At 68.9% G+C, this 26,432-nt stretch carries 22 protein-coding genes; 9 read left to right on the top strand and 13 right to left on the bottom strand.

Going from position 1 to position 26,432, the window contains the following annotated elements:
- Positions 1-87: 87 nt before the first annotated feature.
- Entirely contained in the window at positions 88-1,548 is a 1,461-nt protein-coding gene (locus IG194_RS15945; protein WP_058488185.1) for a TolC family outer membrane protein, read from the top strand.
- A gap of 773 nt (positions 1,549-2,321) precedes the next feature.
- Here the strand turns inward: IG194_RS15945 and IG194_RS15940 are convergent.
- Positions 2,322-3,107, bottom strand: a complete 786-nt coding sequence (locus tag IG194_RS15940; protein WP_058488184.1) for a class II aldolase/adducin family protein — start codon at positions 3,105-3,107, stop codon at positions 2,322-2,324.
- Positions 3,108-3,225: 118 nt separating this feature from the next.
- Positions 3,226-4,269, bottom strand: a complete 1,044-nt coding sequence (locus IG194_RS15935) for an ABC transporter substrate-binding protein (protein ID WP_058488183.1) — start codon at positions 4,267-4,269, stop codon at positions 3,226-3,228.
- A 341-nt stretch (positions 4,270-4,610) separates the two neighbouring features.
- Between IG194_RS15935 and IG194_RS15930 the strand changes: the two genes are divergently transcribed.
- From IG194_RS15930 to IG194_RS15920, 3 genes are all read left to right on the top strand, one after another.
- The gene (locus IG194_RS15930; protein ID WP_082936878.1) at positions 4,611-4,961 is read left to right on the top strand and encodes a cupin domain-containing protein; all 351 of its coding nucleotides are present in this window, start codon (positions 4,611-4,613) and stop codon (positions 4,959-4,961) included.
- 34 nt (positions 4,962-4,995) lie between these two features.
- Positions 4,996-6,948, top strand: a complete 1,953-nt coding sequence (locus IG194_RS15925) for an FAD-dependent oxidoreductase (RefSeq protein ID WP_058488181.1) — start codon at positions 4,996-4,998, stop codon at positions 6,946-6,948.
- A gap of 201 nt (positions 6,949-7,149) precedes the next feature.
- On the top strand, positions 7,150-7,743 hold the full coding sequence (locus tag IG194_RS15920; RefSeq protein WP_009613541.1) for a helix-turn-helix domain-containing protein: 594 nt from the start codon (positions 7,150-7,152) through the stop codon (positions 7,741-7,743).
- A 297-nt stretch (positions 7,744-8,040) separates the two neighbouring features.
- Here IG194_RS15920 and waaA read toward each other — a convergent pair whose 3' ends face one another.
- Both waaA and IG194_RS15910 read right to left on the bottom strand, forming a co-directional pair.
- Entirely contained in the window at positions 8,041-9,309 is a 1,269-nt protein-coding gene (gene waaA / locus IG194_RS15915) for a lipid IV(A) 3-deoxy-D-manno-octulosonic acid transferase (protein WP_058488180.1), read from the bottom strand.
- A gap of 188 nt (positions 9,310-9,497) precedes the next feature.
- The gene (locus tag IG194_RS15910; RefSeq protein WP_043268542.1) at positions 9,498-10,376 is read right to left on the bottom strand and encodes a LysR family transcriptional regulator; all 879 of its coding nucleotides are present in this window, start codon (positions 10,374-10,376) and stop codon (positions 9,498-9,500) included.
- A gap of 112 nt (positions 10,377-10,488) precedes the next feature.
- Between IG194_RS15910 and IG194_RS15905 the strand changes: the two genes are divergently transcribed.
- The 4 genes from IG194_RS15905 to IG194_RS15890 all read left to right on the top strand — a co-directional run bounded on the left by IG194_RS15905 (position 10,489) and on the right by IG194_RS15890 (position 14,071).
- Entirely contained in the window at positions 10,489-10,821 is a 333-nt protein-coding gene (locus IG194_RS15905) for a DMT family transporter (protein ID WP_058488179.1), read from the top strand.
- A gap of 56 nt (positions 10,822-10,877) precedes the next feature.
- On the top strand, positions 10,878-12,053 hold the full coding sequence (locus tag IG194_RS15900) for an NAD(P)/FAD-dependent oxidoreductase (protein ID WP_058488178.1): 1,176 nt from the start codon (positions 10,878-10,880) through the stop codon (positions 12,051-12,053).
- On the top strand, positions 12,050-12,853 hold the full coding sequence (locus IG194_RS15895; RefSeq protein WP_058488177.1) for an aldo/keto reductase: 804 nt from the start codon (positions 12,050-12,052) through the stop codon (positions 12,851-12,853). Before IG194_RS15900 ends, IG194_RS15895 begins: the two co-directional genes overlap by 4 nt.
- Positions 12,854-13,159: 306 nt before the next feature.
- Complete coding sequence (locus IG194_RS15890) at positions 13,160-14,071, top strand: hypothetical protein (RefSeq protein WP_043316929.1); 912 nt, start codon at positions 13,160-13,162, stop codon at positions 14,069-14,071.
- 176 nt (positions 14,072-14,247) lie between these two features.
- Here the strand turns inward: IG194_RS15890 and IG194_RS15885 are convergent, their stop codons facing one another.
- From IG194_RS15885 to msbA, 6 genes are all read right to left on the bottom strand, one after another.
- Entirely contained in the window at positions 14,248-15,456 is a 1,209-nt protein-coding gene (locus IG194_RS15885; RefSeq protein ID WP_009613548.1) for an acyl-CoA dehydrogenase family protein, read from the bottom strand.
- 11 nt (positions 15,457-15,467) lie between these two features.
- Positions 15,468-16,751: an acyl-CoA dehydrogenase family protein gene (locus IG194_RS15880; protein WP_058488176.1), complete on the bottom strand. Its 1,284-nt coding sequence runs from the start codon at positions 16,749-16,751 to the stop codon at positions 15,468-15,470.
- 147 nt (positions 16,752-16,898) lie between these two features.
- On the bottom strand, positions 16,899-18,323 hold the full coding sequence (gene hldE, locus IG194_RS15875) for a bifunctional D-glycero-beta-D-manno-heptose-7-phosphate kinase/D-glycero-beta-D-manno-heptose 1-phosphate adenylyltransferase HldE (protein WP_043316937.1): 1,425 nt from the start codon (positions 18,321-18,323) through the stop codon (positions 16,899-16,901).
- A gap of 75 nt (positions 18,324-18,398) precedes the next feature.
- Positions 18,399-19,814: a PIG-L deacetylase family protein gene (locus IG194_RS15870; RefSeq protein ID WP_058488175.1), complete on the bottom strand. Its 1,416-nt coding sequence runs from the start codon at positions 19,812-19,814 to the stop codon at positions 18,399-18,401.
- Between the two features lie 44 nt (positions 19,815-19,858).
- Positions 19,859-20,755: a GNAT family N-acetyltransferase gene (locus tag IG194_RS15865; RefSeq protein WP_058489697.1), complete on the bottom strand. Its 897-nt coding sequence runs from the start codon at positions 20,753-20,755 to the stop codon at positions 19,859-19,861.
- 6 nt (positions 20,756-20,761) lie between these two features.
- The gene (msbA, locus tag IG194_RS15860) at positions 20,762-22,582 is read right to left on the bottom strand and encodes a lipid A export permease/ATP-binding protein MsbA (RefSeq protein WP_058488174.1); all 1,821 of its coding nucleotides are present in this window, start codon (positions 22,580-22,582) and stop codon (positions 20,762-20,764) included.
- A 99-nt stretch (positions 22,583-22,681) separates the two neighbouring features.
- Between msbA and IG194_RS15855 the strand changes: the two genes are divergently transcribed.
- Positions 22,682-23,329, top strand: a complete 648-nt coding sequence (locus IG194_RS15855) for a lipopolysaccharide kinase InaA family protein (protein WP_058488173.1) — start codon at positions 22,682-22,684, stop codon at positions 23,327-23,329.
- On the opposite strand, the gene IG194_RS15850 is transcribed toward IG194_RS15855, so the two are convergent.
- The 3 genes from IG194_RS15850 to IG194_RS15840 all read right to left on the bottom strand — a co-directional run bounded on the left by IG194_RS15850 (position 23,316) and on the right by IG194_RS15840 (position 26,430).
- Positions 23,316-24,485, bottom strand: coding sequence for an O-antigen ligase family protein (locus tag IG194_RS15850; protein WP_225617203.1), 1,170 nt, complete (start codon positions 24,483-24,485; stop codon positions 23,316-23,318). The genes IG194_RS15855 and IG194_RS15850 overlap by 14 nt on opposite strands.
- A 71-nt stretch (positions 24,486-24,556) precedes the next feature.
- Positions 24,557-25,423 (bottom strand): glycosyltransferase family 2 protein, encoded by an 867-nt coding sequence (locus IG194_RS15845; RefSeq protein WP_081884588.1) that lies wholly within the window; start codon positions 25,421-25,423, stop codon positions 24,557-24,559.
- A gap of 50 nt (positions 25,424-25,473) precedes the next feature.
- A complete protein-coding gene (locus IG194_RS15840) occupies positions 25,474-26,430 on the bottom strand; it encodes a glycosyltransferase (protein WP_058488172.1) in 957 nt (318 codons plus the stop codon).
- Positions 26,431-26,432 lie beyond the last annotated feature (2 nt).

Raw genomic sequence — 26,432 nt, 5'->3', positions numbered from 1 at the left:
GCAACGAATTGCCCGAAGATGGCGCCTTGACCGCCAATCGGGGCGACCGTAGCCTTGCCCCACCCGCACACTTTCTAGGACGAACGAATGCTGCGCAGACTCTCCCTGGCTGTCGCCGTGGCCGCCTCCACAGGTTTCGTCTGGGCAGCACAGCCCACGTCGAGCGTCGCTCCGCTGCCGACCAAGACCGACCTGATCAGCGTCTACAAGGATGCCGTAGACAACAACGCCGACCTCGCCGCCGCCCAGGCCGACTACCTGGCGCGCAAGGAAGTCGTGCCCCAGGCCCGCTCCGGCCTGCTGCCGCAGATCAACGCCGGCGGCAGCCTGGGCACCAGCCGCACCTCGCTGGACACCCCGGACGCCACCCTCAACCGCAGCAGCCAGCTGGTCCAGGCCAGCCTCAGCCAGCCGCTGTTCCGCGCCGACCGCTGGTTCCAGCTCAAGGCCGCGGAAAACATCAGCGAACAGGCCCAGCTGGAATTCTCCGCGACCCAGCAGCGGCTGATCCTGCAGACCGCCGAGACCTACTTCGGCGTGCTCCGCGCCCAGGACAACCTGGCCGCCAGCAAGGCCGAGGAAGCGGCCTTCAAGCGCCAGCTCGACCAGTCCAACGAACGCTTCGACGTCGGCCTGTCGGACAAGACCGACGTGCTCGAATCCCAGGCCGGCTACGACACCGCGCGGGCCAACCGGATCGTCGCCGAGCAGGCGGTGGAAGACGCCTTCCAGGCCCTGGTGACCCTGACCAACCGCGAGTACAGCGGCATCGAGGGCATCCTCCACTCGCTGCCGGTGGTGGTGCCGACGCCGAACGACGCCAAGGCCTGGGTGGATACCTCGGTGCAACAGAACATCGCCCTGCAGGCCAGCAACTTCGCGGTCACCGCCGCCGAGGAAACCCTGCGCCAGCGCAAGGCCGGGCACCTGCCGACCGTGGACGCGGTGGTGCAGTACCAGAAGGGCGACAACGACGCGCTGGGCTTCACCAACACCGGCACCGCCCCGACCTACGGCAAGTGGGTGGACCAGACCAGCGTCGGCGTGCAGTTGAACATCCCGATCTACAGCGGCGGCCTGACCAGCTCCCAGGTGCGCGAGTCGTACCAGCGCCTGAGCCAGAGCGAGCAGCTGCGCGAAAGCCAGCGCCGCCAGGTGGTGCAGGACGCGCGCAACCAGCACCGCGCGGTGAACACCGACGTGGAAACGGTGAAGGCGCGGCGCCAGGCGATCATCTCCAACCAGAGCTCGCTGGAAGCCACCGAGATCGGCTACCAGGTCGGCACCCGCAACATCGTCGACGTGCTCGACGCCCAGCGCCAGCTGTACAGCGCGGTGCGCGACTACAACAACAGCCGCTACGACTACATCCTCGACAACCTGCGCCTGAAGCAGACCGCCGGCACCCTCAGCCCGGCCGACCTGCAGGCCCTGGGCACCTACCTCAAGGCCGACTACAACCCGGACAAGGACTTCCTCCCCCCGGACCTGGCCAAGGCCGCCGAGCAGCAGCTGGAAAGCAGCAGCAAGGCGAGGACCCAGCAGTGAACGACAAGCCCGGCAGAAGCCGGGCTTGTCGTTTGCGGAGCGGGCTCCGTCCGCTCCTACGCCACACCCCACACCATTTCCATGTAGGAGCGCGCCCTGCGCGCGAAATCGCGGGCAGGGCCCGCTTACAGGTTGCCGGGGAGCATGGTATTCCTCCTCCCCCGTAGGAGCGGACCTTGTCCGCGATAACCGGATGCCCCGGCGCGGATCGCGGATGAGATCCGCTCCTACGCCGCCCCACCACGCCATTCCCCTGTAGGAGCGCGCCCTGCGCGCGAATCGCGGGCAGGGCCCGCTCCTACAGGTTGTGGGGAAGCACGGTATTCCTCCCCCGTAGGAGCGGACCTTGTCCGCGATAGCCGGACGTCCCGGCGCGGATCGCGGATGAGATCCGCTCCTACGCCGCCCCACCACGCCATTCCCCTGTAGGAGCGCGCCCTGCGCGCGAATCGCGGGCAGGGCCCGCTCCTACAGGTTGTGGGGAAGCACGGTATTCCTCCCCCGTAGCGGACCTTGTCCGCGATAACCGGACGTCCCGGCGCGGATCGCGGATGAGATCCGCTCCTACGCCGCCCCACCCACGCCATTCCCCTGTAGGAGCGCGCCCTGCGCGCGAAATCGCGTGCAGGGCGCGCTTACAAGGAACAGGAGAAACGCCGTCGTAGGATGGGTTGAGCGAAGCGATACCCATCACCACGGCCGCATGGGTTTCGCAAGCTCAACCCATCCTACGAAAAGCACCTCGGCGCGGCCGGCAAGACAAGGCCGGTCGCTCAGTCGCGATACCCCGGCGCAATGCGTTCCAGCATGCGCAGCAGCGCCTCCCAGGCCAGGTCGATGCCGTCCGGGTCGCTCAGCTCGCCTTCGGCCTGCGGCTGATGCGGTTCGTTGAACTGGCGCTCGGTGCGCCGGCACACCGCGTCCGGCGGGATCACCAAGTCGCCGCCGGCCTGGGCGGCGATCTGGATGTCGCAGGCCTTCTCCAGGTAGTACATGCGCAGGAACGCCTGCTTCACGCTCGCGCCCACGGTCAGCAGGCCGTGGTTGCGCAGGATCATCCCCAGGTGGTCGCCGAGGTCGCGCACCAGGCGCTGCTGCTCGTCGAACGACAGCGCGATGCCCTCGTAGTCGTGGTAGCCCAGGCGCCCGTAGAACTCCATGGACATCTGGTTCAGCGGCAGCAGCCCCGCGGCCTGGGCCGCCACCGCGCAGCCGGCGCGGGTGTGGGTGTGCAGCACGCACTGGGCGTCCTCGCGGGCGGCGTGGATGGCGCTGTGGATGACGAAGCCGGCCGGGTTGACCTTGTAGCGCGTCGGCGCCACCGGGTGGCCGGCCAGGTCGATCTTCACCAGGCTGGAGGCGCTGATCTCGTCGAACATCAGCCCGTAGGGGTTGATCAGGAAATGGTGATCCGGCCCCGGAAGGCGCAGGGAAATGTGGGTGAAGATCAGGTCGCTCATGCGGAAATGGGCGATCAGCCGGTAGCAGGCGGCCAACTCCTCGCGCAGCTTCCACTCTTCGGCGGAGCAGGTTTCACGGGAAGGCATCGGGATGGTCATGCCGGGGTTCCTCTTGTTGTTCGAACGACAGGCTACAGGCGAAGAGCATGTGCGGGGCTCTTCGCTCTTGCTTGCAGCTTGCAGCTTGCAGCTTGCAGCTTGCAGCCTATAGCTTGACCTATTGCGCCGCCCAGGCGTTGAAGCGCTCTTCCAGCTCCTCGCCATGGTCGGCCCAGAACTCGTCGTCCATCGCCAGGCCCACCTTGATGTTCGCCGGCGCGGTCGGCACCCAGCGCGCCAGGTCCTGCGGCAGGCGTTCGGCGGCCTGCTTGTTGGTCGGGCCGTAGGGGATGTTGTGCACGTACTCGACCTGGGCGTCGGCCTGGTTGGCGAAGGCGATGAAGCGCTTGGCCAGGTCGACGTGCTGCGAGCCCTTGATGATCGCCCAGTAATCCATGCCGTACAGCGCGCCCGGCCAGACCAGGTCGAGGTTGCGCCCGCTCTTGTGGGCGTCGGCGATGCGTCCGGTGTAGCTGGTGGTCATCACCACGTCGCCGGCGGCGAGCCACTGCGGCGGCTGGGCGCCGGCCTCCCACCACTGGATAGACGGCTTGATCTGGTCGAGCTTGGCGAAGGCGCGGTCGACGCCGGCCTTGGTGGAGAGCACCTTGTACACGTCCGCCGGGGCGACGCCGTCGGCCATCAGGGCGAACTCCAGGTTGTACACCGCGCGCTTGCGCAGGCCGCGCTTGCCGGGGAATTTCTTCAGGTCCCAGAAGTCCTGCCAGCCGCTGGGCGCGGTCTTCAGCTTGTCGGCGTCGTAGGCGATGGCCACGCCCCACACCAGCGCGGCCGAGCCGCACTCCTTGGCGGCGTTGGGCACCAATTGGTCGGCGCCGCCCAGTTGCTTCCAGTCCAGCGGCACGAACATGCCCAGGTCGCAGTTGCGCGCCAGGTCCGGGCCCTCGATCTGCACCACGTCCCAGTCGGCATGGCCGGTATCGGTCATCACCTTGATGCGCGCCATCTCGCCGTTGTACTCGGCCTGGGTCAGGCGCGCCCCGCTGGCCTTGGCGAAGGGCTGGAAGAAAGCCAGGTCCTGGGCCTTCTGCCCGGCGCCGCCATAGCCGACCACGACCATGGAATCCTGCGCCTGGGCGCTGCCGAGACCGAGTCCCAGGAGCAGCAGCAGGGGTTGCAAAGCGTTCTTGCGCGAAATCATCGAGCGGACCCTCTGTGGATGCGAACCGTGGCCACCGCGGTGGCACGGCGGAGGTGGGTTGGGCGTACCGGAACAACTCGCGGATGGAGGCGACTGGCAGTCAGAGGCGAAGGGGCGCCGCGGCCTGGAGCGGCCGGCGCGGGTAGATACCGTGGGGCACGGTTCATGCGCATCTCCTCTTGTAGTTGTTGTGGAGTACGTCGCTGGACACACCCCGTCGGCGACGGAGCGTGGAAATGAAACTACCCAGTCACTTTTAAAAAAACAAGTTGATTTTTTACTGAAGGTAAATTTCCATGGAAATACGTTAGATGACCATCCGCCCACCAGGAGCCTCCGCCGTGCCCGACGTCATCCACTTCCAGAAGTCCGCCCTGCAGTTCCAGCCCTATGCCGGCCAGGCGCCGGAGAACGCCGCCATCTGCCGCCTGATCGGCCCGGCCGACAGCCAGACCATGGGCGCCGGCCTGGCCCGCTTCGACGGCTGCTCCATCGAGTGGACGGTGCTCTACGACGAGCTGATCGTGGTGCTGGAAGGCCACTTCCGCCTGCGCCTGGGCGAGCGCGTCATCGAGGCCGCGCCGGGCGACGTGATCTGGGTGCCGGAGCGCACGCCGCTGGCCTACGAGGGCGAGAAGGCCTGCGTGTTCTACGCCCTCTACCCGGTCGACTGGCAGGCCCGCAACGCCTGAGCCCCCCGCAGAACAACAAGAAAGGACGACGTCCGTGAGCCATGTCTTCCCGCACCTGTTCAGCCCGCTGCAAATCCGTGGCAAGCGCCTGAAGAACCGCATCATGTCCACCGGGCACGACACCTCCATGCCCACCGACAACCTGGTCAACGACCAACTGGTGGCCTACCACCAGGCCCGCGCCAAGGGTGGCGTAGGGCTGATCGTGATGCAGGTGGCGGGGGTACACGACAGCGCCCGCTATACCTCCCACGTGCTGATGGCCACCGACGACGCGTGCATCCCCGGCTACCGCCGCGTCGCCGAGGCCTGCCATGCCGAGGGCACCCTGGTGCTGTCGCAGATCTTCCACCCCGGGCGCGAGATCATGGAGTCCAGTGACGGCCTGCTGGCGGTGGCCTACTCCGCCTCGGCCTCGCCCAACGAGCGCTTCCGCGTGATGCCGCGCGAGCTGGACCCGCGCATGATCGACGAGATAGTCGCCGGCTACGCCGCCGCCGCGCGGCGCCTGCACCAGGCCGGGCTGGACGGCGTGGAAGTGGTGGCCAGCCACGGCTACCTGCCGGCGCAGTTCCTCAACCCGCGGGTGAACCGCCGCACGGACGGCTACAACGGCGACCTCGACGCGCGCCTGCGCTTCACCCGCGAGGTGATCGCCGCGGTGCGCGCGGCCACGGCCGAGGACTTCATCGTCGGCCTGCGCATCTCCGCCGACGAGCGCGACCCCGAGGGCCTGACCGAGGACGAATCGCTGCAGGCCGTGCAGTCTCTGCAGGGCGAACTGGACTACGTGCACATAGTCGCCGGCACCTCCGCCTCTCTCGGCGGCGCCATTCACATCGTCCCGCCGATGGCCATCGAGGCCGCCTACCTGGCCAGCAACGCCGCGACCTTCAAGGCGCGCCTGGACATCCCGCTGTTCGTCACCGGGCGCATCAACCAGCCGCAGGAGGCCGAGCTGATCATCGCCCGCGGCCAGGCCGACGTGTGCGGCATGACCCGCGCGCTGATCTGCGACCCGCAGATGCCGAACAAGACCGAGACCGGCCACGTCGAAGACGTGCGCGCTTGCATCGCCTGCAACCAGGCGTGCATCGGTCACTTCCACCGCGGCTACCCGATCTCCTGCATCCAGCACCCGGAAACCGGCCGCGAGCTGCAGTACGGGCACATCGAGCCGGCCACGCAACGCAAGCGCGTGCTGGTGGCCGGCGGCGGCCCGGCGGGCATGAAAGCCGCGGCGGTGGCGGCACAGCGCGGCCATGAGGTCATCCTCTGCGAGGCCGGCGCGCAGCTCGGCGGCCAGGTCAACCTGGCGCAGCTGCTGCCACGCCGCGCCGAATTCGGCGGCGCCTCCACCAACCTGCAGCGCGAGATGCAGCTGGCCGGTGTGGAAGTGCGGCGCAACACCCGCGTCGACCGCGCCCTGGTGGAAGCCGAGAAACCCGACGTGGTGATAGTCGCCACTGGCGCCAAACCCTACTGGCCGCCCTTCGAGCGCGGCGGCGAACTGCAGGTGGTGGACGCCTGGCAGGTGCTGCGCGGCGAGGTGCAGGTCGGCCGCTCGGTGCTGGTCACCGACTGGCGCTGCGACTGGATCGCCCCCGGCATCGCCGAGCAGCTGGTGCGCGCCGGCCACCAGGTGCGCCTGGCGGTGAACGGCACCCACGCCGGCGAGAACCTGCCGCTCTACGTGCGCGACCACCTGGCCGGCGAGCTGCACCGCCTGGGCATCGAGATCACCCCCTACGCGCGGCTGTACGGCTGCGACGACAGCAGCGTCTACCTGCAGCACAGCGCCAGCGGCGAGCCGATGATCTTCGAAGGCATCGACACCCTGGTGCTGTGCCAGGGCCACCAGCCGGTGGACGACCTGGCCGCCGAGCTGGAAGGCCTGGTGGAATTCCGCCGCATCGGCGACTGCCTGGCCCCGCGCACCGCCGAAGAAGCGATCTACGAAGGCCTCAAGGCAGCCTGGGCAATCTGAGCCGCTGGGTTGGGCGTAGGGCGGATAACCGTTCGCGGTTATCCGCCGCCTGACCTTGACCGCCGCGCGCTCGGAGCCGAACCCGAAGCCGCCCTACGCCAAGTCCAGCAACGGCATTCGCGGCAAGCAAGGTGCAGCGACCCACAGGCGCGGCGCATTGTTTAGAATGCCCCACGACCGACTCGCCAGGACCCGCGCCGCATGAGCCCGAAAGCCCCGCAGCAAGCCCCCGCCAGCGCCGAAGCGCAGTTCCTCGGCACACGCATTCGCGGCCTGCGCAAGCGGCGCGGCATGACTCTGGCCGAGCTGGCCGAGCAGAGCAAGCTCACCGCCGGCTACATCAGCCAGTTGGAACGCAACCTGGCCTACCCGTCGATCCCGGCGCTGTTCAACATCGCCCGCAGCCTGGGGGTGACCATCCAGTGGTTCTTCGCCAGCGAGGTCCAGGCCGACCCGGCCGACGCCGGCTACGTGGTGCGGCGCAACGCGCGCACCAGCGTGCACTACGAGGACGGCATCGTCGACGAACTGCTCAGCCCGCAGCCCACCCGCCAGCTGGAAATCCTCCACTCGCGCTTCCCGCCCGGCACCTACAGCCAGCAGAGCTACAGCCACGAGGGCGAGGAAGCCGGCTACCTGCTCAGCGGCACCTTCGAGCTGTGGGTGGGCGAGCGGTATTTCCTGCTCAACGAAGGCGACAGCTTCAGCTACTCCAGCCAGGAGCCGCACCGCTACGGCAACCCCGGGGACGTGGATGCGGTGGTGCTCTGGGTGATTACGCCGCCGACGTTCTGACCGCCGCGTCTATTGCGTAGGAGCGAGCTTGCTCGCGAACGGAGTTCGCCGGGAGTCGTGGGTGCTGGGGTTAAGAGCGCCCTCTCCCTAACCCTCTCCCTGAAGGGAGAGGGGACCGTTGGGCAAAGCCGGGGGTTCTGGAGTTAGCCGGCAGCTCCGACGGTTTCCAGCTGAAACCATTCCCTCTCTCGGCACGGACTAGCCCCCCTCTCCCTTCAGGGCGGGGCGCGCAGCCGAGGGCTGGGGAGAGGGGCCTGAGCCAACCCCACGCACCACAACAGCAGGGAGATCCGGCCCTCAGCCCAACAACCGCGCCAGCCCATCGAGCAGCCGCCGCAACGCCCCCTGATTGGCCTTCAGCACCCCCAACCCAGCCTCAGCCATGCGCTGCGCCACCGCCGGCTCGTCCCACAGCTGCCCCACTGCCACCGCCAGCGTCGGCGCATCCAGCACCTCACGCAGGGCGCCGACCTCGCGCAGTTGCGCGGCGATCTCGAGGAAGTTGAACAGCTGCGGCCCGGACAGCACCGGCTTGCCCAGCGCCGCCGGCTCCAGCAGGTTGTGCCCGCCGTTGGGCACCAGGCTGCCGCCGACGAAGGCGACGTCGGCCAGGGCGTAGAGGAACAGCAGCTCACCCATGGTGTCGCCGAGCAGCACCTGGGTGGCGGCCTGCACCGGCTCGCCGCTGGAACGACGTAACGTGGCGAAGCCCTCGCGGCGGCACAGTTCGAACATGCCGTCGAAGCGTTCCGGGTGGCGCGGCACCAGGATCAGCAAGGCGTCCGGGTGCGTTTCCAGCAGCTTGCGGTGGGCGGCGAGAACGATCTCGTCTTCCCCGGCATGGGTGCTGGCGGCGATCCACACCGGCCGGGCCTCGGCCTGCCAGTCGTGGCGCAGGGCCGCGGCGCGGGCGAGCAGTTCGGCGTCGATGCTCAGGTCGAACTTGATCGAACCGGTCACGCTCACGCACTCCGGGCGCGCGCCCAGGCGGCGGAAGCGCTCGGCCTCGGCCTCGGTCTGCACCGCCAGCCAGCTCATCTCGCCGAGCATCGGCCGCGTCAGCCCCTCGAAGCGCGCGTAGCCGCGGGCCGAGCGTTCGGACAGGCGCGCATTGGCCAGCGCCACCGGGATGCCGCGGCGGGCGCACTGGTGGATGTGGTTGGGCCACAACTCGGTTTCCATGATCACCGCCAGGCGCGGCTTCACCCGGTCGAGGAAGCGCGCCGCGGCCCAGGGCAGGTCGTAGGGCAGGTAGCAGTGCTGCACGCTGTCGCCGAACAGCGCGCGGATGCGCTCGGAGCCGGTCGGTGTCATGCAGGTGACGGTGATCGGCAGCTGTGGATAACGCTGCTGTAGGGCGCGGATCATGGGCGCCGCGGCGATGCTTTCGCCCACCGACACGGCGTGCACCCAGATGCCGCCCGGCTGCATCGCCGGCAGGCCGAAGGAAAAGCGCTCGCCGATGCGCCGGGCATAGGCCGGCGCCTTGCGCGAACGCAGGAACAGGCGCAGCGCGACCAGCGGCAGGCCCAGGTGGAACAGCAGGGTATAGAGAGTCCGGTTCATGGCGGCGGAGAGTAGCAAATAACGCCGGGGGTTCGCCTGGCGCCTAGCTTGCCGACAGGCTCTTCGTAGGATGGTGTTGAGCGAAGCGATACCCATCACCAGGGTCCGATGGGTATCGCAAGCTCAATCCATCCTACGAAAAGCACCTCGCGCTACCGGCAAGACAGTTGCTCCTACAGTCGTGCCTCCTACTCCTTCAGGTGCTCGGCGAAGCATTCGCCCAGCCACTGCGCCGCCGGGCCCAGGGGCTCGTCGCGGCGCCAGACCAGTTCCACCACCAGCGGCGGCGGCGTCCAGTCGCTGGCCAGCTCCACCAGCAGCGGCTGGTAGGCCGGGTACTGCGCCACGTGGCGCGGCAGCCAGGCCCAGCCGAGGTCGCGCATCAGCAGTTCGGCCATGGCGTAGAAGCTGTCGGCGCGCCATACCAGCGGGCTGATCTGCTCGCCGCCGGGGTAGTGGCTGTCCTGCGGCGCCATCAGCAGCTGGCGGTGCCGCGCCAGTTCTCGGCGGTCGGCGTAGTCCAGGCTGGCCAGGACGTGGCCGGCGCCGCAGACGGTGACCATCTCGATGGTGCCCAGGTGCTGGCGCTCCAGTTCGTCCGGCATGCCCTCGTGGTGGAACAGCAGGCCGAGGTCGGCGCGGCGCTCCAGCAGCTTGCGCGCCACGTCGCCCTGGGCGCCGCTGGCCAGTTGCACCTCCAGGGTGGGGAAGGCCCGGGCCAGCGCCTGCAGGCCGGAAAGCACCGGCTGGTAGGGCATGGCCTCGTCCTGGGCCAGGCGCAGGCGCGCTTCCTCGCCGCGCACCAGGGCCATCGCCCGGCTTTCCAGGCGCTGGCACTGGCGCAGCACCTCGCGCGCCTCGTCGAGCAGCGCCCTGCCCTCCTGGGTCAGCACCGGCTGGCGGCCGCTGCTGCGGTCGAACAGGCTCACGCCCAGGTCGCTTTCCAGCAGCGCGATGGACGAGCTGACCGCCGACTGCACGCGCTTGAGCTGGCGCGCCGCCGCCGAGAAGGACGATTGATCGGCGACGCTGACGAAGAGTCGCAACTGGTCCAGGTTCCACTGCATGACCTATCTCCTTTACAGATAGGCAATGACTTTATCCCATCGCCGGGAACACTAGAATGTCGCTATTCGCAACATCGGCCGCCCGCCCGGCCGCTCCTGGGGAGGACTGAACATGCCCGGCTATCTCTATCTCGCCATCGCCATCGTCGCCGAAGTCATCGCCACCGCTTCGCTGAAGTCGGTGAAAGGCCTGTCCACGCCCCTGCCCCTGCTGCTGGTGATCGTCGGCTACGCCATCTCGTTCTGGATGCTCACCCTGGTGGTGCGCAGCATCCCGGTGGGCATCGCCTACGCCATCTGGGCCGGCCTGGGCATCGTGCTGGTCAGCGTCGCCGCGCTGGTGCTCTACCAGCAGAAACTCGACGCCCCGGCGCTGCTGGGCATGGGCCTGATCGTCAGCGGCGTGGTGGTGATCCAGCTGTTCTCCGGCAGCGTCAGCCACTGAGCCGCAGCCCCCTCGGTTATACTGCGCGCTTCGTTTCACGCGAGGCGCGCCCTTCCATGACCCAACCCCTGAGCACCGACATCCTCGTCGTCGGCGGCGGCATCGCCGGCCTCTGGCTGAATGCCCGCCTGCGCCGTGCCGGCTATTCCACCGTGCTGGTGGAGAACACCGCGCTCGGCGGCGTGCAGAGCATGCGCTCGCAGGGGATCATCCACGGCGGCACCAAGTACGCCCTGCACGGCGCGCTGACCGGCGCCTCGGAAGCCATCGCCGACATGCCCTCGCTGTGGCGCCAGTGCCTGGCCGGCGACGGCGAGCTGGACCTGCGTGGCGTGCGCGTGCTTTCCGACGCCCACTACCTGTGGTCGCCGGGCGGCCTGGCCGGCAACCTCACCAGCTTCTTCGCCAGCAAGGCGGTGCGCAGCCGCGTCGCCCAGGTGAAGGGCGACGAATTGCCGCCGGCGCTGCAGGACAAGGCCTTCAAGGGCAAGGCCTACCGCCTCTCCGAACTGGTGCTGGACGTGCCCAGCCTGGTCGCCCACCTGGCGGTGCTGGGCGGCGACGGCCTGCTGGCCGGCGAACGCATCGAGCCGCTGCGCGAAGGCGACGAGCTGGTCGGCCTGCGCGTCGACGGCCGCGACATCCGCGCCCAGCGCGTGGTGCTGGCCGCCGGCGCCGGCAACGAGGCGCTGCTGCGCGAACTCGGCCTGGAGCAGCCGGCCATGCAGCGTCGCCCGCTACACATGGTGCTGCTCAAGGCGCCGACGCTGAAGCCGCTGTACGCCCACTGCGTCGGCGGCGGGCCCAAGCCGCGGGTCACCGTGACCACCCATCCGGCGGCCGATGGCCAGTGGGTGTGGTACCTGGGCGGCGACATCGCCGAAGCCGAGGGCGTGGCCCGCAGCGAAGCCGAGCAGATCGCCGAGGCCCAGCGCGAGCTGCGCAAGCTGCTGCCCTGGGTCGACCTCTCCGCCGCACGCTGGGCCACCCTGCGGGTGGACCGCGCCGAGCCGGCGCAATCCGGCCTGCTGCGCCCGGACAGCGCCTTCCTCGCCGACCAGGGCCGCCTGCTGGTGGGCTGGCCGACCAAGCTGGCGCTGGCGCCGAACTTCGCCGACCGCGTCTTCGAGGCCCTGGACCGCGACGGCATCCGCCCGGCCGCCGGGCAGGCGTTGCCGGAGCTGCCGCGTCCGCCCCTGGCCCGCCCGGTGTGGGAGGAGCTGCTGCCATGAGCGACCTGCACGCACTGCATCGCCCGCTGGGCCGCACCGGCCTGAACGTCTCGCCGCTGGGCCTGGGCACCGTCAAGCTGGGCCGCGACCAGGGCGTGAAATACCCCAGCGGCTTCCGCATCCCCGACGACCGCGAGGCCGCCGACCTGCTGGCGCTGGCCCGCGAACTGGGCATCAACCTGATCGACACCGCGCCGGCCTATGGCCGCAGCGAGGAGCGCCTCGGCCCGCTGCTGCGCGGCCAGCGCCAGGACTGGGTGATCGTCAGCAAGACCGGCGAGGAGTTCGAAAACGGCCAGTCGCGCTTCGACTTCAGCGCCGCCCACACCCGCCTGTCGGTGGAGCGCAGCCTGCGCCGCCTGGAGACCGACTACATCGACCTGGTGCTGGTGCACTCCGACGGCAACGACCTGCACGTCCTGCAGCACACCGAGGTCTACGAGAGCCTCGAACGGCTCAAGCAGGAAGGCCTGATCCGCGGCTTCGGCTTCTCCGGCAAGACCGTCGATGGCGGCCTGCTGGCGCTGCAGCGCGGCGACTGCGCCATGGTCACCTACAACCTCAACGAACAGGCCGAGAAAGCGGTGATCGACCATGCCCTGGCGCACCACCGCGGCATCCTGGTGAAGAAGGCCCTGGCCAGCGGCCACGCCTGCCTGGGCGAGGGCCAGGACCCCGTGCGCGCCAGCTTCGAGCTGGTGTTCGGCCACCCCGGGGTGGGCGCGGCCATCGTCGGCACCATCGACCCGCAGCACCTGCGGCACAACGTCGCGCTGGCGGCCGAAGTCCTCGGCGGCTGAGCCCTGCCGGCCGAATCCGGCGGCGCCACGACCGTTGATCGGCAGTCACCCAAGGTTGACACAAAGGGCGCATTCCTGTGCCATGCTCAGACTCCGCGGTGAAAAACCGCGGCACGCAAAATTGCCGCCAAAAGCTCGCTGACAGGAAAAACATCCGAAAACAAAGCGCCTTTCAGGGCTAACCTCGAAATAATCGAGGGTTTTCGAAGTTCGCCGTCAACGCCCTAGCCACTGGCAACCCGGAACGATCGGCCAGGCCGCCCCCCTGAAGGCGGCCCGATGCGCCCTGTACGACGAGGACCGCCCATGCCCCGTACGCTCGCCCGCAAGGACCCGACCGCCTTCAAGACCCTGCCGTTGCTGGTCGAGGCCAACCCCGACAGCCTGGTCTACCAGGGCCTCGGCCTGCCGCTGAATTTCTCCCAGGTCCTGGAGCGCCGCCGCCCGGTCGAAGTGGCCGACGCCCAGCGCTTCACCGCCGAGCTGGCCAACCTGGGCGTGTCGGTGCGCCTGACGCTCAACTGGCAGGGCCGCGACTACTGGGTGCTGGTGCGCCAGCAGCGCGCCGACCGCGGCGACACCGTGCTCAAGCTGATTTCCGGCTACGTGCCGTCCCACGAACTGAACCTGCCGCTGCTCACCGCCATCCAGGAAGTGGCCGAAGAATGTCTGGTGGAGACCGCCGACGGCTGGCTCGGCGGGCGCTTCGGCGACACCTGGCTGCCGACGCCCTACCAGGGCACCCTGCGCTACCGCGAGGCCAGCCACTTCTCGCTGACGCCGCTGTCCGGCGCCGCGCGCCCGGTGCAGGCCGGCGCCCTGCGTCTACTCGAGCGCCCGCAGGCCTACGTGCACCTGCCCACCGCCTCGCTGCAGCTGGTCTACGACCTGCGCATGGAACTGCCCAAGGACGTGCGCGACGTCAGCCTGTTCCACGTCGACGAGCGCCTGGAAAGCGGCCCCCTGGTGGCCCGCCTGGACCGCCGCCGCCCGGACCTGTACCTGCTGCCGCTGGAACACGGCCAGCCCACCGACGCGCTCTTCACCCTGCGCAAGGGCGAACTGGTGAAGGCCGCGACCCGTGGCATCTGGCTGTCGGAAAGCTTCGCCGAACAGGACGGCTGGCTGGTGCGCGACGAACGCATCCGCTTCCGCGACTGGCTCGACAGCCTGCCGCCGGCCAACGGCAATTCCGGCAAGGGCCGGCGCACGGCCTGAGCCCCGCTCCTACGCCCTCCGGTCCCCCGTAGGATGGGTTGAGCGAAGCGATACCCATCACCTGACCGCATGGGTTTCGCAAGCTCAACCCATCCTACGAAAAGCACTACGCGTGCCCTGTAGGAGCAGGCCCTGCCTGCGAATCGCGCGCAGGGCGCGCTCCTGCATGTGAATGATCACTTCAATTGGCTGGAGGTCTTGCCCAACAGGCGGCGCGCCACGATCAGCAGCTGGATCTGCTGGGTGCCTTCGAAGATGTCGAGGATCTTCGAGTCCCGCGCCCACTTCTCCAGCAGTTCGTCCTCGCCGTAACCCAGGGCGCCGGCCAGTTCCACGCACTTCAGGGTGACTTCGTTGGCCACGCGCCCGGCCTTGGCCTTGGCGATGGAGGCCTCCTTGGAATTGGGCTGGCGGTTGTCGGCCATCCACGCGGCCTTCAGCGTCAGCAGGCGCGCCGCTTCCCATTCGGCCTCCAGGCGGTACAGGGTCGCCTCGGCATGGCTGACGGAGAGCAGCGGCTTGGCGTAGTCGAAACGGCACCCGGCCTTCTTCAGCAATTCGCGGGCGCGGTCCAGCGAGGCCTTGGCCACGCCCACGGCCATGGCGGCCACCAGCGGGCGGGTATTGTCGAAGGTCTCCATCACGCCGGCGAAGCCCTTCTGCACGTCGATCTCGGCATTGCCCAGCAGGTTCGCCGCCGGCACCCGGCAATCGCTGAAGCTGATGGAGGCGGTATCCGAGGCCTTGATCCCGAGCTTCTTCTCCAGGCGGGTGACGGTCATGCCCGGGGTGCCCTTTTCCACCACGAAGGACTTGATCGCCGCGCGGCCCAGGCCACGGTCCAGGGTGGCCCAGACCACCACGGCGTCGGCGCGGGCGCCGGAGGTGACGAAGATCTTCTCGCCGTTGAGCACGTAGTGGTCGCCGTCCTTGCTCGCCGTGGTGCGGATCGCCGCCGAGTCCGAGCCGCAGCCCGGTTCGGTGATGGCCATGGCCGCCCAGATGCCGCCGAAGCGTTTCAGTTGTTCGTCGTTGGCCACCGCGGCGATGGCGGCGTTGCCCAGGCCCTGGCGCGGCATGGCCAGCAGCAGGCCGACGTCGCCCCAGCACATTTCCATCACGCCCAGGCAGGCGGAGAGGTTGCCGCCGTTCTTCACGCCCTCCTCCGCCGCCGCGCCCTTGCGCTTGCTGGCCGAGGTGGCGCCCACGGCGTCCGGCGAGCCGGCGTTCATGCCGTCCAGCAGCGCGGCCAGCAGGTCCAGTTCCTTGGGGTAGGCGTGCTCGGCCTTGTCGTATTTGCGCGAGATCGGCCGCAGGTAGTTTTCCGCCACCTGGTGCGCCTGGTTGACCAGGCCGCGGAATTTCTTCGGGGTTTCCAGGTACATGCAGGCGCTCCTCAGAGGTGCAGGCCGCCGGCCATCACGGCCACGGCGCGCAGGTCGCGGTACCAGCGCTCGGCTGGGTGTTCCTTGGTGAAGCCGTGGCCGCCGAGCAGTTGCACGGCGTCGGTGCCGATCTTCATGGCCTTTTCGGCACAGAGCAGGCGCGCCAGGTAGGCCTCGCGGTGGAACGGCTGGCCGCGCTCTGCCAGGGCGCAGGCGCGCCAGGTCATCAGGCGCATGGCGTCCAGTTCGATGGCGATGTCGGCGACCATGAAGGCCACGCCCTGGCGGTGGCTGATGGGTTCGCCGAAGGCCTCGCGCTCGTTGCAGTAGCCGGTCACGTAGTCCAGCGCCGCCTGGGCAGTGCCCAGGGCCAGGGCGCACCAGGCCAGGCCGCTGAGGTCGAGGAAGGCCTGGTAGTCGAATTTCTCCGCGGCCAGGCGCCGTTCGGCGGCCACCTTCACGCTCTTCAGGCGGATGCGCGCGGTGCCGGCGGCCTTCAGGCCCATGGCCGGTTCGGGGCGGCGTTCCACGCCCCTGGCGGCGGCATCGACCAGGAACAGCGCCGGGCCGTCGGCAGCCTGCGCGGCGACCAGCAACTGGCTGGCGTCCAGGCCGCGCACCACCAGGCACTTCTCGCCGGACAGCAGGTAATGGCGGCCGCGCTTGCGCGCCTGGGTCTTCAGTTGCGCGGCGTCGGCCAGCAGCTGCGGCTCGCCCACGGCGATGCCGATCAGCGGCGGGCCATCCTCGCCGACGAACGCCGGCAGCCACTGCGCCTGCTGCTGCGGGCTGGCCCAGCGGCGGATGCAGTTGGCCGCCGACAGCGGCACCAGCAGCGCCGCGGCCAGGCTCAGGTCACCGCGGGCCAGGGCTTCGGCGATCAGTGCGTTGGTCAGCACGGTGCGCTCACCGGCCATGCCGCCGTGCACTTCGTTCACCCCGTAGTAGGCCAGGCCCAGTTCCAGGGCCTGGTTGAGCAGTTCGGCGGGCACCCCGGCGTTGGCGTCGGCATCGTGGGCGGCCGGGCGCAGCACCTCGGCGGCGAAGCCTTCGAGCATTTCCACCAGCATCTGCTGTTCGTCGGACAGCGACAGGTCGAAGAGCCCGTCCGGGTCGACCTTGCGCGGCGTCTTGAGCTGCTTGGCAGCGCGCTGGCTGGCCATGCGGAAGCCGGTGCGGCTGCCGGTGTAGAGCAGTTTCTCGAAGGGTTTGCGCAATTTCAGGCGGTCCGGCCAGTCGGCCTGGGCCACCCGGTTGAGCACGGCCAGGGCGCGGCCCTGCACGTCGGTGGTCATGGCATCTCGCTCCACGCGGGGATGGGATGCCGGGATCATGCGCCGGGAAGCGGCGGGGGGACCATGACCGCTTTGCCGGGACGCGCTGGCGCGGCGGTCAGTGGGTGGGAAGCTAGAAGCTAGAAGCTGGAAGCTTCCAGCTTCCAGCTAATTCTTACGACGTATCTTTTCGACGATGGCGGTGGTGGAGCTGTTCGGCACCAGGCCGAGCACGCGCACTTCACCGCCGTAGCCGGCGACTATGTCGGCGCCGACCACCTGGTCGACGGAGTAGTCGCCGCCCTTGACCAGCACGTCCGGGCGCACCTGGGCGAGCAGGCGTTCGGGGGTGTCCTCGCTGAAGCTCACCACCCAGTCCACCGCGCCGAGGCCGGCGAGCACCGCCATGCGCCGGTCGACGCTGTTGATCGGCCGGCCCGGGCCTTTCAGGCGGCACACCGAGGCGTCGTCGTTGACCGCCACGATCAGCCGGTCGCCCTGGGCGCGGGCCTGTTCCAGGTAGCTGACGTGGCCGGCGTGGAGGATGTCGAAGCAGCCGTTGGTGAAGACGATCTTCTCGCCGTGGGCGCGGGCGTCCTCGATGGCCAGCAGCAGTTGCTCCAGGCCCAGCACGCCGCGCTCGGAGCCCTGCTCGCGCTGCACCGCGCGGCGCAGTTCGGGGGCGCTGATGGCCGCGGTGCCGAGCTTGCCGACGACGATGCCGGCGGCCAGGTTGGCCAGGGCCACGGCCTGCGGCAGGTCCTCGCCGGCGGCCAGGGCGCCGGCCAGGGTGGAGATCACGGTGTCGCCGGCGCCGGTGACGTCGAACACCTCGCGGGCGCGGGCCGGCAGGTGCAGCGCCGGGTGGCCGGGGCGCAGCAGGGTCATGCCGTGCTCGCCGCGGGTCACCAGCAGCGCGCCCAGTTCCAGGTCGCCGAGCAGCTTCAGGCCCTTGGCCACCAGCTCGTTCTCATCCTGGCAGCGGCCGACGATGGCCTCGAATTCGGAGAGGTTCGGGGTGATCAGGCTGGCGCCGCGGTAGATGGAGAAGTCCTTGCCCTTGGGGTCGGCCAGCACCGGGATGTTGCGCTTGCGCGCGGCCTGGATCAGCGCCTGGTGGTTCTTCAGCGCGCCCTTGCCGTAGTCCGACAGCACCAGCACGCGGACCTGGTCCAGCAGCGCCTCGGTCTCGCGGGCCAGGGCCTCGGCGTCGGTCCTGAAGGGCTCCTCGAAGTCCACCCGCAACAACTGTTGATGCCGGCTCATGACGCGCAGCTTGACGATGGTCGGCTGCCCGGCGATGCGCTGGAAGCGGGTGGTCACGCCCACCGCGCCGAGGCTGTCGGCCAGGCTGGCGGCGGCCTCGTCCTCGCCGGTGACGCCGACCAGGAAGGCCGGGGCGCCCAGGGCGGCCAGGTTCAGCGCGACGTTGGCCGCGCCGCCGGGGCGGTCCTCATGCTGCTCGACCCGCACCACCGGCACCGGAGCCTCGGGCGAGATGCGCGAGGTCGCGCCGTGCCAGTAGCGGTCGAGCATCACGTCGCCGACCACCAGCACAGGGGCCTGATCGAAACGGGGCATGGTCAGTTTCATGGGAACTCCGCAGGTCGAAATCGCCGCGGATAATACCATAGCCGCTCGCCCGGCCTCGCGCCGGGCGCCGGTCGTTCAGCGCAGCGGACGGACCCAGAACAGCTCGTGGCGACGCACCGCCTTGCGGAAGAATTCGTCCTCGCCGAAGGCCGGCCAGCGGCGCCCGGCCAGGGCCCGCTGGATCAGCCGGCGCAGGCGTTTCTTGGCCGGTAGCGGGACTGTCAGGTCGTGCTGCATGGCCAGGGCCTGGGCCTTGTCGAGGCGCGTGGCGGCGTCCAGCGTCGGGCTCCACAAGGCGTCGGCCGGCAGCGGTTCGATGCACGGCGGCAGCGCCACGCCACCCTCGGCCGGGCCCATGGGCCAGCGGTCGTTGTCGTGCAGGTGGTTGGCGTAGAACAGCAGGGTCTGCGGCTTCCAGGCGCTGCGTTCGATCGCCTCGCACAGCGCGCGCGTGGCATGCACGTGGTCGGCGTGGGGGTCCAATTGCGGGTGCGGGGTGACCAGCACCTCGGGGCGGAAGTGCTCCAGCAGCGCCGCGAGGTCAGCCACCAGGTTGTTCCAGCTGGGCACGCCGTCGGCGTCGGCCGGCAGCTGCAGCGGGTTGTGCCGGCGCAGGCCGCGGACGTCGCTCTCGCCGGACTCCCGCGAGCCGAAGCCCTTGTCCGGTTCGCCGCACATCGCCGGCAGTTGCAGGCAGTAGTAGCCCAGTTGCACGCAGCGGCTGGCCGGCACCCCGCCCCACAGCGGCACGGCCAGGCTGTCCCAGGTGCGCAGGCGGCCCTTCAGGCGCGCCGCGGCGGCCTTGTCCAGGCCCAGGCGCTGGTAGTGCCCGGCCTCGATCTCGCCCTGGGTGAGGGTGACGATGCTGGCCTCGGCGGCGCGGCTGTACAGGCCGAAGGCCGCCAGTTCGGCGTCGTCGGCGTGGGGCGCGATCACCATCAGCCGGCGCTCGGCGTAGTCCGGGTTGTGGAAGGCGTGCAGGGTGCCCTGGCTGTCCAGGCGGCAGTGGCGGCCGCGGATGCGCAGGTGCCCGCTGCGCAGGGCCGCGCCCTGGCCGGACAGGTTGAGGTAGCGCACGCCGTTCACGCCGCGCTCGAAGTCCTGGCGATCGATGCCCTCGGCGCCTTCGATCAGCACCTGCGGGTCGAGCCAGCGCCCCAGCCAGTTGGCCTTGACGCGGATCTGCAGCAGCAGTGTCTCGTAGCCCTCGGGCAGCGCATCGGTGGCGACGTGCAGGCCATGCGGGCCGAGGGAGGCCGGCAGGCTCAGCTGGCCTTCCGGGAAGTCGTAGCGGTAGTCGTCGCGCGGCGAGTAGAACAGGTGGTCGGCGAACCAGGCCTCGTGGGCCAGCCAGCCCAGCAGCACGACCAGCGGCACGCTCCACCAGGGGGCGAACACGCCGAGGGCGACCAGCGCCAGCAGCGCGACCAGCAGCACCAGGCGCTTCTTGCGGCGGTGGGCCTTGAGCAGTTGCTGCTTGCGGGCGCTCATGGGAGTTCTCCGGAGTCTGCTCCTACGAAGAGCATTTCGAGCATTTACACCTGGAACACCGGCACCCGGTGGCACCAGCGGTCCTTGTATTCGCGGTCGGCGCGGCCGAAGGAATAGCGTAGCGGCTTGCCCAGCGCCTCGGCCTCGGCCCAGGCCTGCTGGGTGTTGACGTGGGTGAGCACGCTGCCGGGGCTGAACTCGCGATTCTCCGGGGCCACGCCGCCGTTGATGTATTCGACGCTGATCCACTTAGGCGACTCGACGCGGTAGAGAATCTGGATCGCCACCGGCTCGCCGTCCAGGCGCACCAGCGAGCCGCGCATGAATTCGCGCATCAGTTCCAGCACCTCGGCCAGGCGCGCCTTGCCCGGCACCTCGAAGCCCCAGCGGCGCTGGAACAGTTCGGCGTAGATGTGCGCCTGCTCGACCGGGCTCAGTTCGTCCATCGGTTGCAGCACGCCGCCCGCCTCTTCCAGCAGGCGCAGCTCGCGGCGCTGGTTGTAGCGGAATTTCTTCGAGAAGTCCGCCGGCGCGCGGTTCAGCGCCAGCTCTTCATCCTGCCGGCGGGCGTCGGTCACCTGCTGGTGATTGAGCTCGGACAGGTAGCGCACCCGGTGGCGCAGGGCGATCCGCGCGTCCTCGGCGATGGGCAGGATGATCTCGGCGTTGCCCAGGTCGAACAGCGCCTTCTTGCCTTCGCGCTTGAGCACGTCCTTGGACAGCGCCAGGTGCCGGCCCCAGGTGGGGATGGCGGCGCGCAGCTGGCCGTCGGCGACCCAGCCCAGGTAGCGCACCGGGATGCCGGCCAGGCCGGCCAGGCGCTCCACCACCTGCGGGTGGGTGGCCACGCTGCCGCCGAAGCGTTGCCAGGCCTCGGCGTAGGCCGCGGCGTCGATGGGTGTCCAGCCGCGCTCGCGGAAGCAGCGCAGGCGATCTAGCAAGGCCATTCAGACCGACTCGCCGATGCCGTCCTCGGCCGGCTCGTCGGCGAACTGCCTGGCGTGCAGGCGCGCGTAGTAGCCATTGAGGGCGATCAGCTCGTCGTGGGTGCCGCGCTCGACGATGTGGCCCTGGTCCATCACCAGGATCAGGTCGGCGCGCTCGATGGTGCTCAGGCGGTGGGCGATCACCAGGGTGGTGCGGCCCTCCATGACCTTCTCCAGGGCGGCCTGGATGTGCCGCTCGGACTCGGTGTCCAGCGCCGAGGTGGCCTCGTCGAGGATCAGCACCGGAGCGTCCTTGAGCAGCGCGCGGGCGATGGCCAGGCGCTGGCGCTGGCCGCCGGAGAGCATCACGCCATTCTCGCCGACCTCGGTGTCGAAGCCTTCGGCCAGACGGTCGATGAACTCGCGGGCGAAGGCATCCTCGGCGGCCTTCTCTACCGCGCTGCGCGGCTTGCTGGCGAGGTCGCCGTAGGCGATGTTGTTGAGCACGCTGTCGTTGAACAGGTTGACCTGCTGGGTGACCAGCGAGATGTGCTTGCGCAGGTTACGCAGGCGGTAGTCTTCCACGTCCACGCCATCGAGGAGGATCTTGCCCTGGCTGTGGTCGTAGAAGCGCGGGATGAGGTTGGCCAGGGTCGACTTGCCGCTGCCGGAGCGGCCGACCAGGGCGACCATCTGCCCCGGCTCGACGCTGAAGTTGAGGTCGTTGAGCACGCGCTTGTCGGTGCCCGGGTAGGTGAAGCTGAGGTTCTTCACTTCCAGGCGGCCCAGCACGCGCTCCTTCTCCACGCTGCCGCGGTCCACCTCGGGCTGCTCGTCGAGCTGCTCGAAGATGCTCTCGGCGCCGGCCACGCCCTTCTGGATGGTGGAGCTGACCTCGGAGAGCTGGCGGATCGGCTTGGGCAGCAGGCCGGCCATGGAGATGTAGGCCACCAGGTCGCCGACGGTGGCATCGCCGCGCAGCAGCAGCACCAAGTACAGCAGCACCGCCATGGCACTGTAGATCACCAGTTGCAGCATCGGCGTGTAGATCGCCGAGGTCTTGTTCATGCGCAGGTTCTTGCTGGTGTTCTCGCGGCTCACCTGCAGGAAGCGCTCGCGCTCGTAGGCCTCGCCGCCGAAGCTGCGCACCACGCGGTAGCCCTGGATGGTCTCGGAGGAAACGTGGGTCACGTCGCCCATGGCCACCTGGATCTTCTTGCTCTGCTTGCGGAACTTGCGGCTGGCGCTGGTCACCATCAGGGCGATGACCGGCAGGATGGCGACCATCACCAGGGTCAGCTTCCAGTTCATGTACAGCAGCGAGAGGAACAGGAAGACCACGGTCATGCCTTCGCGGATCACCACCTTGATGGCGTCGGTGGCGGCGCCGGTGACCATGGTCACGTTGAAGGTGATGCGCGAGATCAGGTGCCCGGAGTTGTGGCTGTCGAAGTAGCGGTTGGGCAGCGTCAGCAGATTGTTGAACAGCGCCACCCGCAGGTCGTGCACCAGGCCCAGGGAGACGCGGGCGATGTAGTAGTTGCCGAGGAAGGAGCCAATGCCCTGCCACACCGCGATCATCACCACCAGCAGCGGCACCGCGTAGAGCAGCGAGAGGTCGCGCAGCCAGGGCCAGGGCGCGTTGGGGAACAGCTTGGCGTCCGGGTGCGTCAGGCCGTCGACGAAATACTTGAGGATGCCGGCCAGCATCGGCTGGGTGGCGGCGAAGATCAGGAAGCCGACGATGCTCAGGGCGAACATGCCCCAATAGGGCCGCACGTAGGTGAGCAGACGGAAGTAGATCTTCAGGCTCGAGGGCTCTGCGGTGTCTTTGCCGGTCATGAAAGAATCGCACGCTGAAAAGGCCGGCGATTATAACACAGGCCTCTCGTTTGCCCGGCGCCTAGGCTACTATAGCCGGCCCCCGTCCAGGAAGCCGGTATGCAAGAGCTCGACCTACCCGCCTACGAATCGCTTCGCGCCGGCGCCACCGTGCTGGAAGCCGACAAGCACGGCGACAAGGTCCTGCGCCTGCCCGACGGCAACTTCGTCAAGCTGTTCCGGCGCAAGCGGCTGATCTCCTCGGCGGCGCTCTACCCCTATGCCCAGCGCTTCGCCGACAACGCCCGGGCGCTGCAGCGGCTGGGCATCCCCTGCCCCGAGGTGATCGGTGTCTACCGCGTGCCCGGCATCGCCCGCGACCTGGTGCACTACCGCCCGCTGCCGGGCCAGACGCTGCGCCAGTTGATCGCCGCCGGCCAGGCCGACGGCGCCCTGCGCGAGCGCCTGGGCGAGCTGATCGCCCGGCTGCACGAGCGCGGCGTGTACTTCCGTTCGCTGCACCTGGGCAACGTGGTGCAGACCCCGCAGGGCGAACTGGGGCTGATCGACATCGCCGACATGAAGACCCAGCGCCGCGCCCTCGGCCGCACCCAGCGCAAGCGCAACTTCGCGCACATGCTGCGCTATGCGGAGGATCGGCAGTGGTTGCTGGCGGATGAGGGCGGCGAGCTGAGCGAAGGCTACCTGCGCCACGGCACGGTACGCTGGGACGCCCGCGAACTGCGGGGCATCCTCAACGCCGGCTGAGTTCGCTCCCGGCTTCCCCGGCCGCGGCCGGGCGCTTCAGGCTCAGGCCGAGCAGGAACACGCCCCAGGGCATCAGCCACATGGCGCGGGTGCGCTCCCACAGGCTGAACACGTCGAACTGCATGGCCACGCTGGCATAGACCCACAGCAGCAGCAACGCCAGGCCCAGTTGCGTATGGCGGCTGCGCCAGGCCCGCAGGCCCAGCATCGCCCAGAGCACCAGCCAGACGAGCAGCGCCGGGATCCCATACTGCAGGGCGGTGTGCAGCAGGAAGTTGTGGGTGCTGCCATGGTAGCCACCGACCCAGCCCTGGACCTCATAGGTGGTGCCGTAGCCCACGCCGATCCAGAAATGCTCGCGCAGGATCGGCAAGGCGCTGCGCAACAGCTCCAGCCGCTCCGAATCCCCCCGCGCCATCAGGCTCGGCTCCAGGCAGAACAGCGCGGCGCCGCCGGCCAGGGCCGCCAGGGCCGCCAGGCGCTTGCGCCAGCCTGGCAGCAACACTAGGCAGAACACCGCTGTGACCATCAGCGCCAGGAGCGCACCGCGGCTGCCGCACAGACCGACGTAGATCAGCGGGGGGAGTTGCAACAGCAGCCAGGCCAGCCACCAGCCGCGCCTCGCCGGACGCAGCGGCAACGCCATCACCAGCAGGAAACCCGTGGCGTAGGCGGCCGCGTTGGGGTTGTCGAGGAAGCCACCGAAGCCGTTCAGGCGTCCCGGTGCGTAGGCTGGAGCCCACAACAGCGCAGCCAGGCAATAGAGGCTGTTGACCATGCCAAGCAGCACCAGGGTGCCTCGCAGGCGCGACTCGCTGGCCCGGGCCCAGAGCAGCCAGCCACAGACCAACAATACGAAGAGGCTCGACTGCTTGACCCGCGACAATCGGTCGAAATCGCCGACGGCCCACAACAGCGAGAGGTTGGCCCAGGCGAACAGCGCCAGGAACAACCACATTTCCCTGCGTTCGGCGATCAGCCGCCCCAGCTCGGCGCGGCGGGCAACCACCAGCCAGAGCGCCGGCAGGTACACGAATAGCGCCACCATGGTGTAGTAGAACTTCATGGTCGGCGTCAGCAACACCCCGGCGATGGTCCAGAACACGCCGAACCCCAGCACCGCCTCGGCCACCCGGTCCCTGCGGGCGATTGGCACACCGCCTTGACTCATCGCGGGCCGCCAGGTCTGCCACGCTTGCAACAACATCGACTTCATCCCGGACGCACTCATCCCTCGTGGAACTTGAACATGAGGTGACGCAGGCGGCGCCAGGTCACGCGATTCCAGCGCCATGGCGGCAGCCGTAGAAGAAGCCGCAGGGCATAGGCCTTGTCCGACACCACCGAGTGCTTGAGCGCCTTGTTGATCACGCAGGTCAGGCCCTGCGAGTAGGCCGGATGGTCGCGATAGGGGGCGATGGCCATCAGGTCGTAGTCGAGCTGGCGCTGGTAGGCGGTCTTGGACATGTTGCCCGCATGCCTGCGGTAGAGCGTCACCAGGTCCGGCAGCACATCCGTGCGATAGCCCAGGTGGGCGATCTTCAGGGTGATCTGGAAATCCTGGATGCGGATCGCCGGGTCATAGCCCCCGGCACGGTCCAGCGCCTCGCGTCGATACATGGCCACGGGGGCGCCGATGGCGTGGGCGCGGGACAGCAGTTCGGCGAAGCTGTAGCTGCGCAGCGACTTGCCCTCCTCGGTCTTCAGCCGCCGCCCTTCGGAGTCGACGTAGACCACCCGCGCCCCGACGCAGCCCACCTGGGGATGCGCCTCGAGGTAGGCGGCCTGCAGCGACAGGCGGCCCGGCAGCATGACGTCATCGGAATCGGGCGTGGCGATGAACTCGCCGCGGGCATGGCTCAGGGCCGTGTTCAGCGCGGCGCTGACGCCCTGGTTGGCTTGCCGGTAGAACTGGAAGCCGTAGCGCTGGCGCAGGGCCTCGATCTTTTCGGCGCTGGCATCCTGGGAGCCGTCGTCGACGACGATCAGCTCGAAATTCGGATAATCCTGCTCGAGGATGCTCAGCAGGGCCTCCTCGATGTAGCGTTCGCGGTTGTAACAGGGAACCAGCACGGAGATCAGCGGCCTGGGCACGACCACCTCCGGCCCCGATGGCCGCCACGAAAGCTTCGGCGCATGAATGTTCAAATTCCCAGAGCCCGGCGTAATCGCTCCAGCCTGCCCGGTTGCGGACGTGGGCGCAAGGGTGGCGTCATCGCCTCGACGATGCGCGCCCCGATCTGGCTGAAGCCGAAGCCCTCCTCGGCCAGTTGGCGGCCCTGGGCGGCGATGCGCGCCGCCAGCTCAGGGTCCTCGCGCAGCACCTGCAGCTTGCGGCGCAGCTCGGGAATGTCGCGATAGAACACCACGTTGTGCATGTCCACCAGGCCCAGCGCGCGGTTTTCCTCCTCGCCCTGGTCGTAGGCGAAAAGCACGCAGCCGCAGGCCATGGCCTCGAAGTTCTTGATCATGTATTCGCCCATGCCGACGTCCGCGCTGACGAAAAAGCGGATGCGGTTGAGCGTGTTCAGGTAATCCTCGCCGGAGTTGGTCTTGGTGACCAGCAGGTTCTCTACCTTGCCCAGCTCGTCCAGCAGCGCCTTGCGCCCGCTGTAGGCGACGCTGCCGGTGCTGCCGACGAAGGCCAGTTCGATGTCGCGCTCGCGGCCCAGGTCGTGGAGCAGGTCCTGGTCGTAGCCCTTGGGCACGAAGACGGCGTCGAAGCCCTCCTCGCGCAGGCGCCGGGCGACCACCGCGCCGGAGCTGATCACCCGCGCCCAGGGCATGCGCCGGTAGTGGGCGCTGAACTTGCCGGTGTACTTGCAGGGGATGTAGTTCTGGTAGGCATCGTGTTCGAGGATCACCAGGTTCGGCACGCTGGCGATGAAGGAAGCCTGGCGCATTTCCTTCTTGAAGCGCAGGAAGAACAGGATGCGGTCGTAGCGCGAGACGTCCACCTGCTCGCGGAAGTAGCGGCGCAGGTTGGCCTGCTCGTCGCTGCTCAACCAGCGCAGGTCGCAGTCGCAGTGCTCGGCGATGCCGTCGTAGAGGCGGTCGAGAATGGCGCGTTGTTCTTTCTGGACCAGGAACAGGACTTTCAAGA

The sequence above is a fragment of the Pseudomonas sp. ADPe genome (genome assembly GCF_014843515.1).
Lineage (GTDB): Bacteria > Pseudomonadota > Gammaproteobacteria > Pseudomonadales > Pseudomonadaceae > Pseudomonas > Pseudomonas citronellolis.
The sequence above is the reverse complement of the archived record's forward strand: the minus strand, read 5'-3'. Positions and strand labels throughout refer to the sequence as shown.

Excerpts from the sequence above, each read along its gene's own strand:
- IG194_RS15890 (WP_043316929.1), top strand. The coding sequence starts at position 13,160 with ATGCCCCGTACGCTCGCCCGCAAGGACCCGACCGCCTTCAAGACCCTG.
- msbA (WP_058488174.1), bottom strand. The coding sequence starts at position 22,582 with ATGACCGGCAAAGACACCGCAGAGCCCTCGAGCCTGAAGATCTACTTC.
- IG194_RS15905 (WP_058488179.1), top strand. The coding sequence starts at position 10,489 with ATGCCCGGCTATCTCTATCTCGCCATCGCCATCGTCGCCGAAGTCATC.
- IG194_RS15885 (WP_009613548.1), bottom strand. The coding sequence starts at position 15,456 with ATGTACCTGGAAACCCCGAAGAAATTCCGCGGCCTGGTCAACCAGGCG.
- IG194_RS15935 (WP_058488183.1), bottom strand. The coding sequence starts at position 4,269 with ATGATTTCGCGCAAGAACGCTTTGCAACCCCTGCTGCTGCTCCTGGGA.
- IG194_RS15855 (WP_058488173.1), top strand. The coding sequence starts at position 22,682 with ATGCAAGAGCTCGACCTACCCGCCTACGAATCGCTTCGCGCCGGCGCC.
- waaA (WP_058488180.1), bottom strand. The coding sequence starts at position 9,309 with ATGAACCGGACTCTCTATACCCTGCTGTTCCACCTGGGCCTGCCGCTG.
- IG194_RS15940 (WP_058488184.1), bottom strand. The coding sequence starts at position 3,107 with ATGACCATCCCGATGCCTTCCCGTGAAACCTGCTCCGCCGAAGAGTGG.
- IG194_RS15895 (WP_058488177.1), top strand. The coding sequence starts at position 12,050 with ATGAGCGACCTGCACGCACTGCATCGCCCGCTGGGCCGCACCGGCCTG.
- IG194_RS15945 (WP_058488185.1), top strand. The coding sequence starts at position 88 with ATGCTGCGCAGACTCTCCCTGGCTGTCGCCGTGGCCGCCTCCACAGGT.
- IG194_RS15870 (WP_058488175.1), bottom strand. The coding sequence starts at position 19,814 with ATGAGCGCCCGCAAGCAGCAACTGCTCAAGGCCCACCGCCGCAAGAAG.
- IG194_RS15920 (WP_009613541.1), top strand. The coding sequence starts at position 7,150 with ATGAGCCCGAAAGCCCCGCAGCAAGCCCCCGCCAGCGCCGAAGCGCAG.
- IG194_RS15910 (WP_043268542.1), bottom strand. The coding sequence starts at position 10,376 with ATGCAGTGGAACCTGGACCAGTTGCGACTCTTCGTCAGCGTCGCCGAT.
- IG194_RS15880 (WP_058488176.1), bottom strand. The coding sequence starts at position 16,751 with ATGACCACCGACGTGCAGGGCCGCGCCCTGGCCGTGCTCAACCGGGTG.
- IG194_RS15900 (WP_058488178.1), top strand. The coding sequence starts at position 10,878 with ATGACCCAACCCCTGAGCACCGACATCCTCGTCGTCGGCGGCGGCATC.
- hldE (WP_043316937.1), bottom strand. The coding sequence starts at position 18,323 with ATGAAACTGACCATGCCCCGTTTCGATCAGGCCCCTGTGCTGGTGGTC.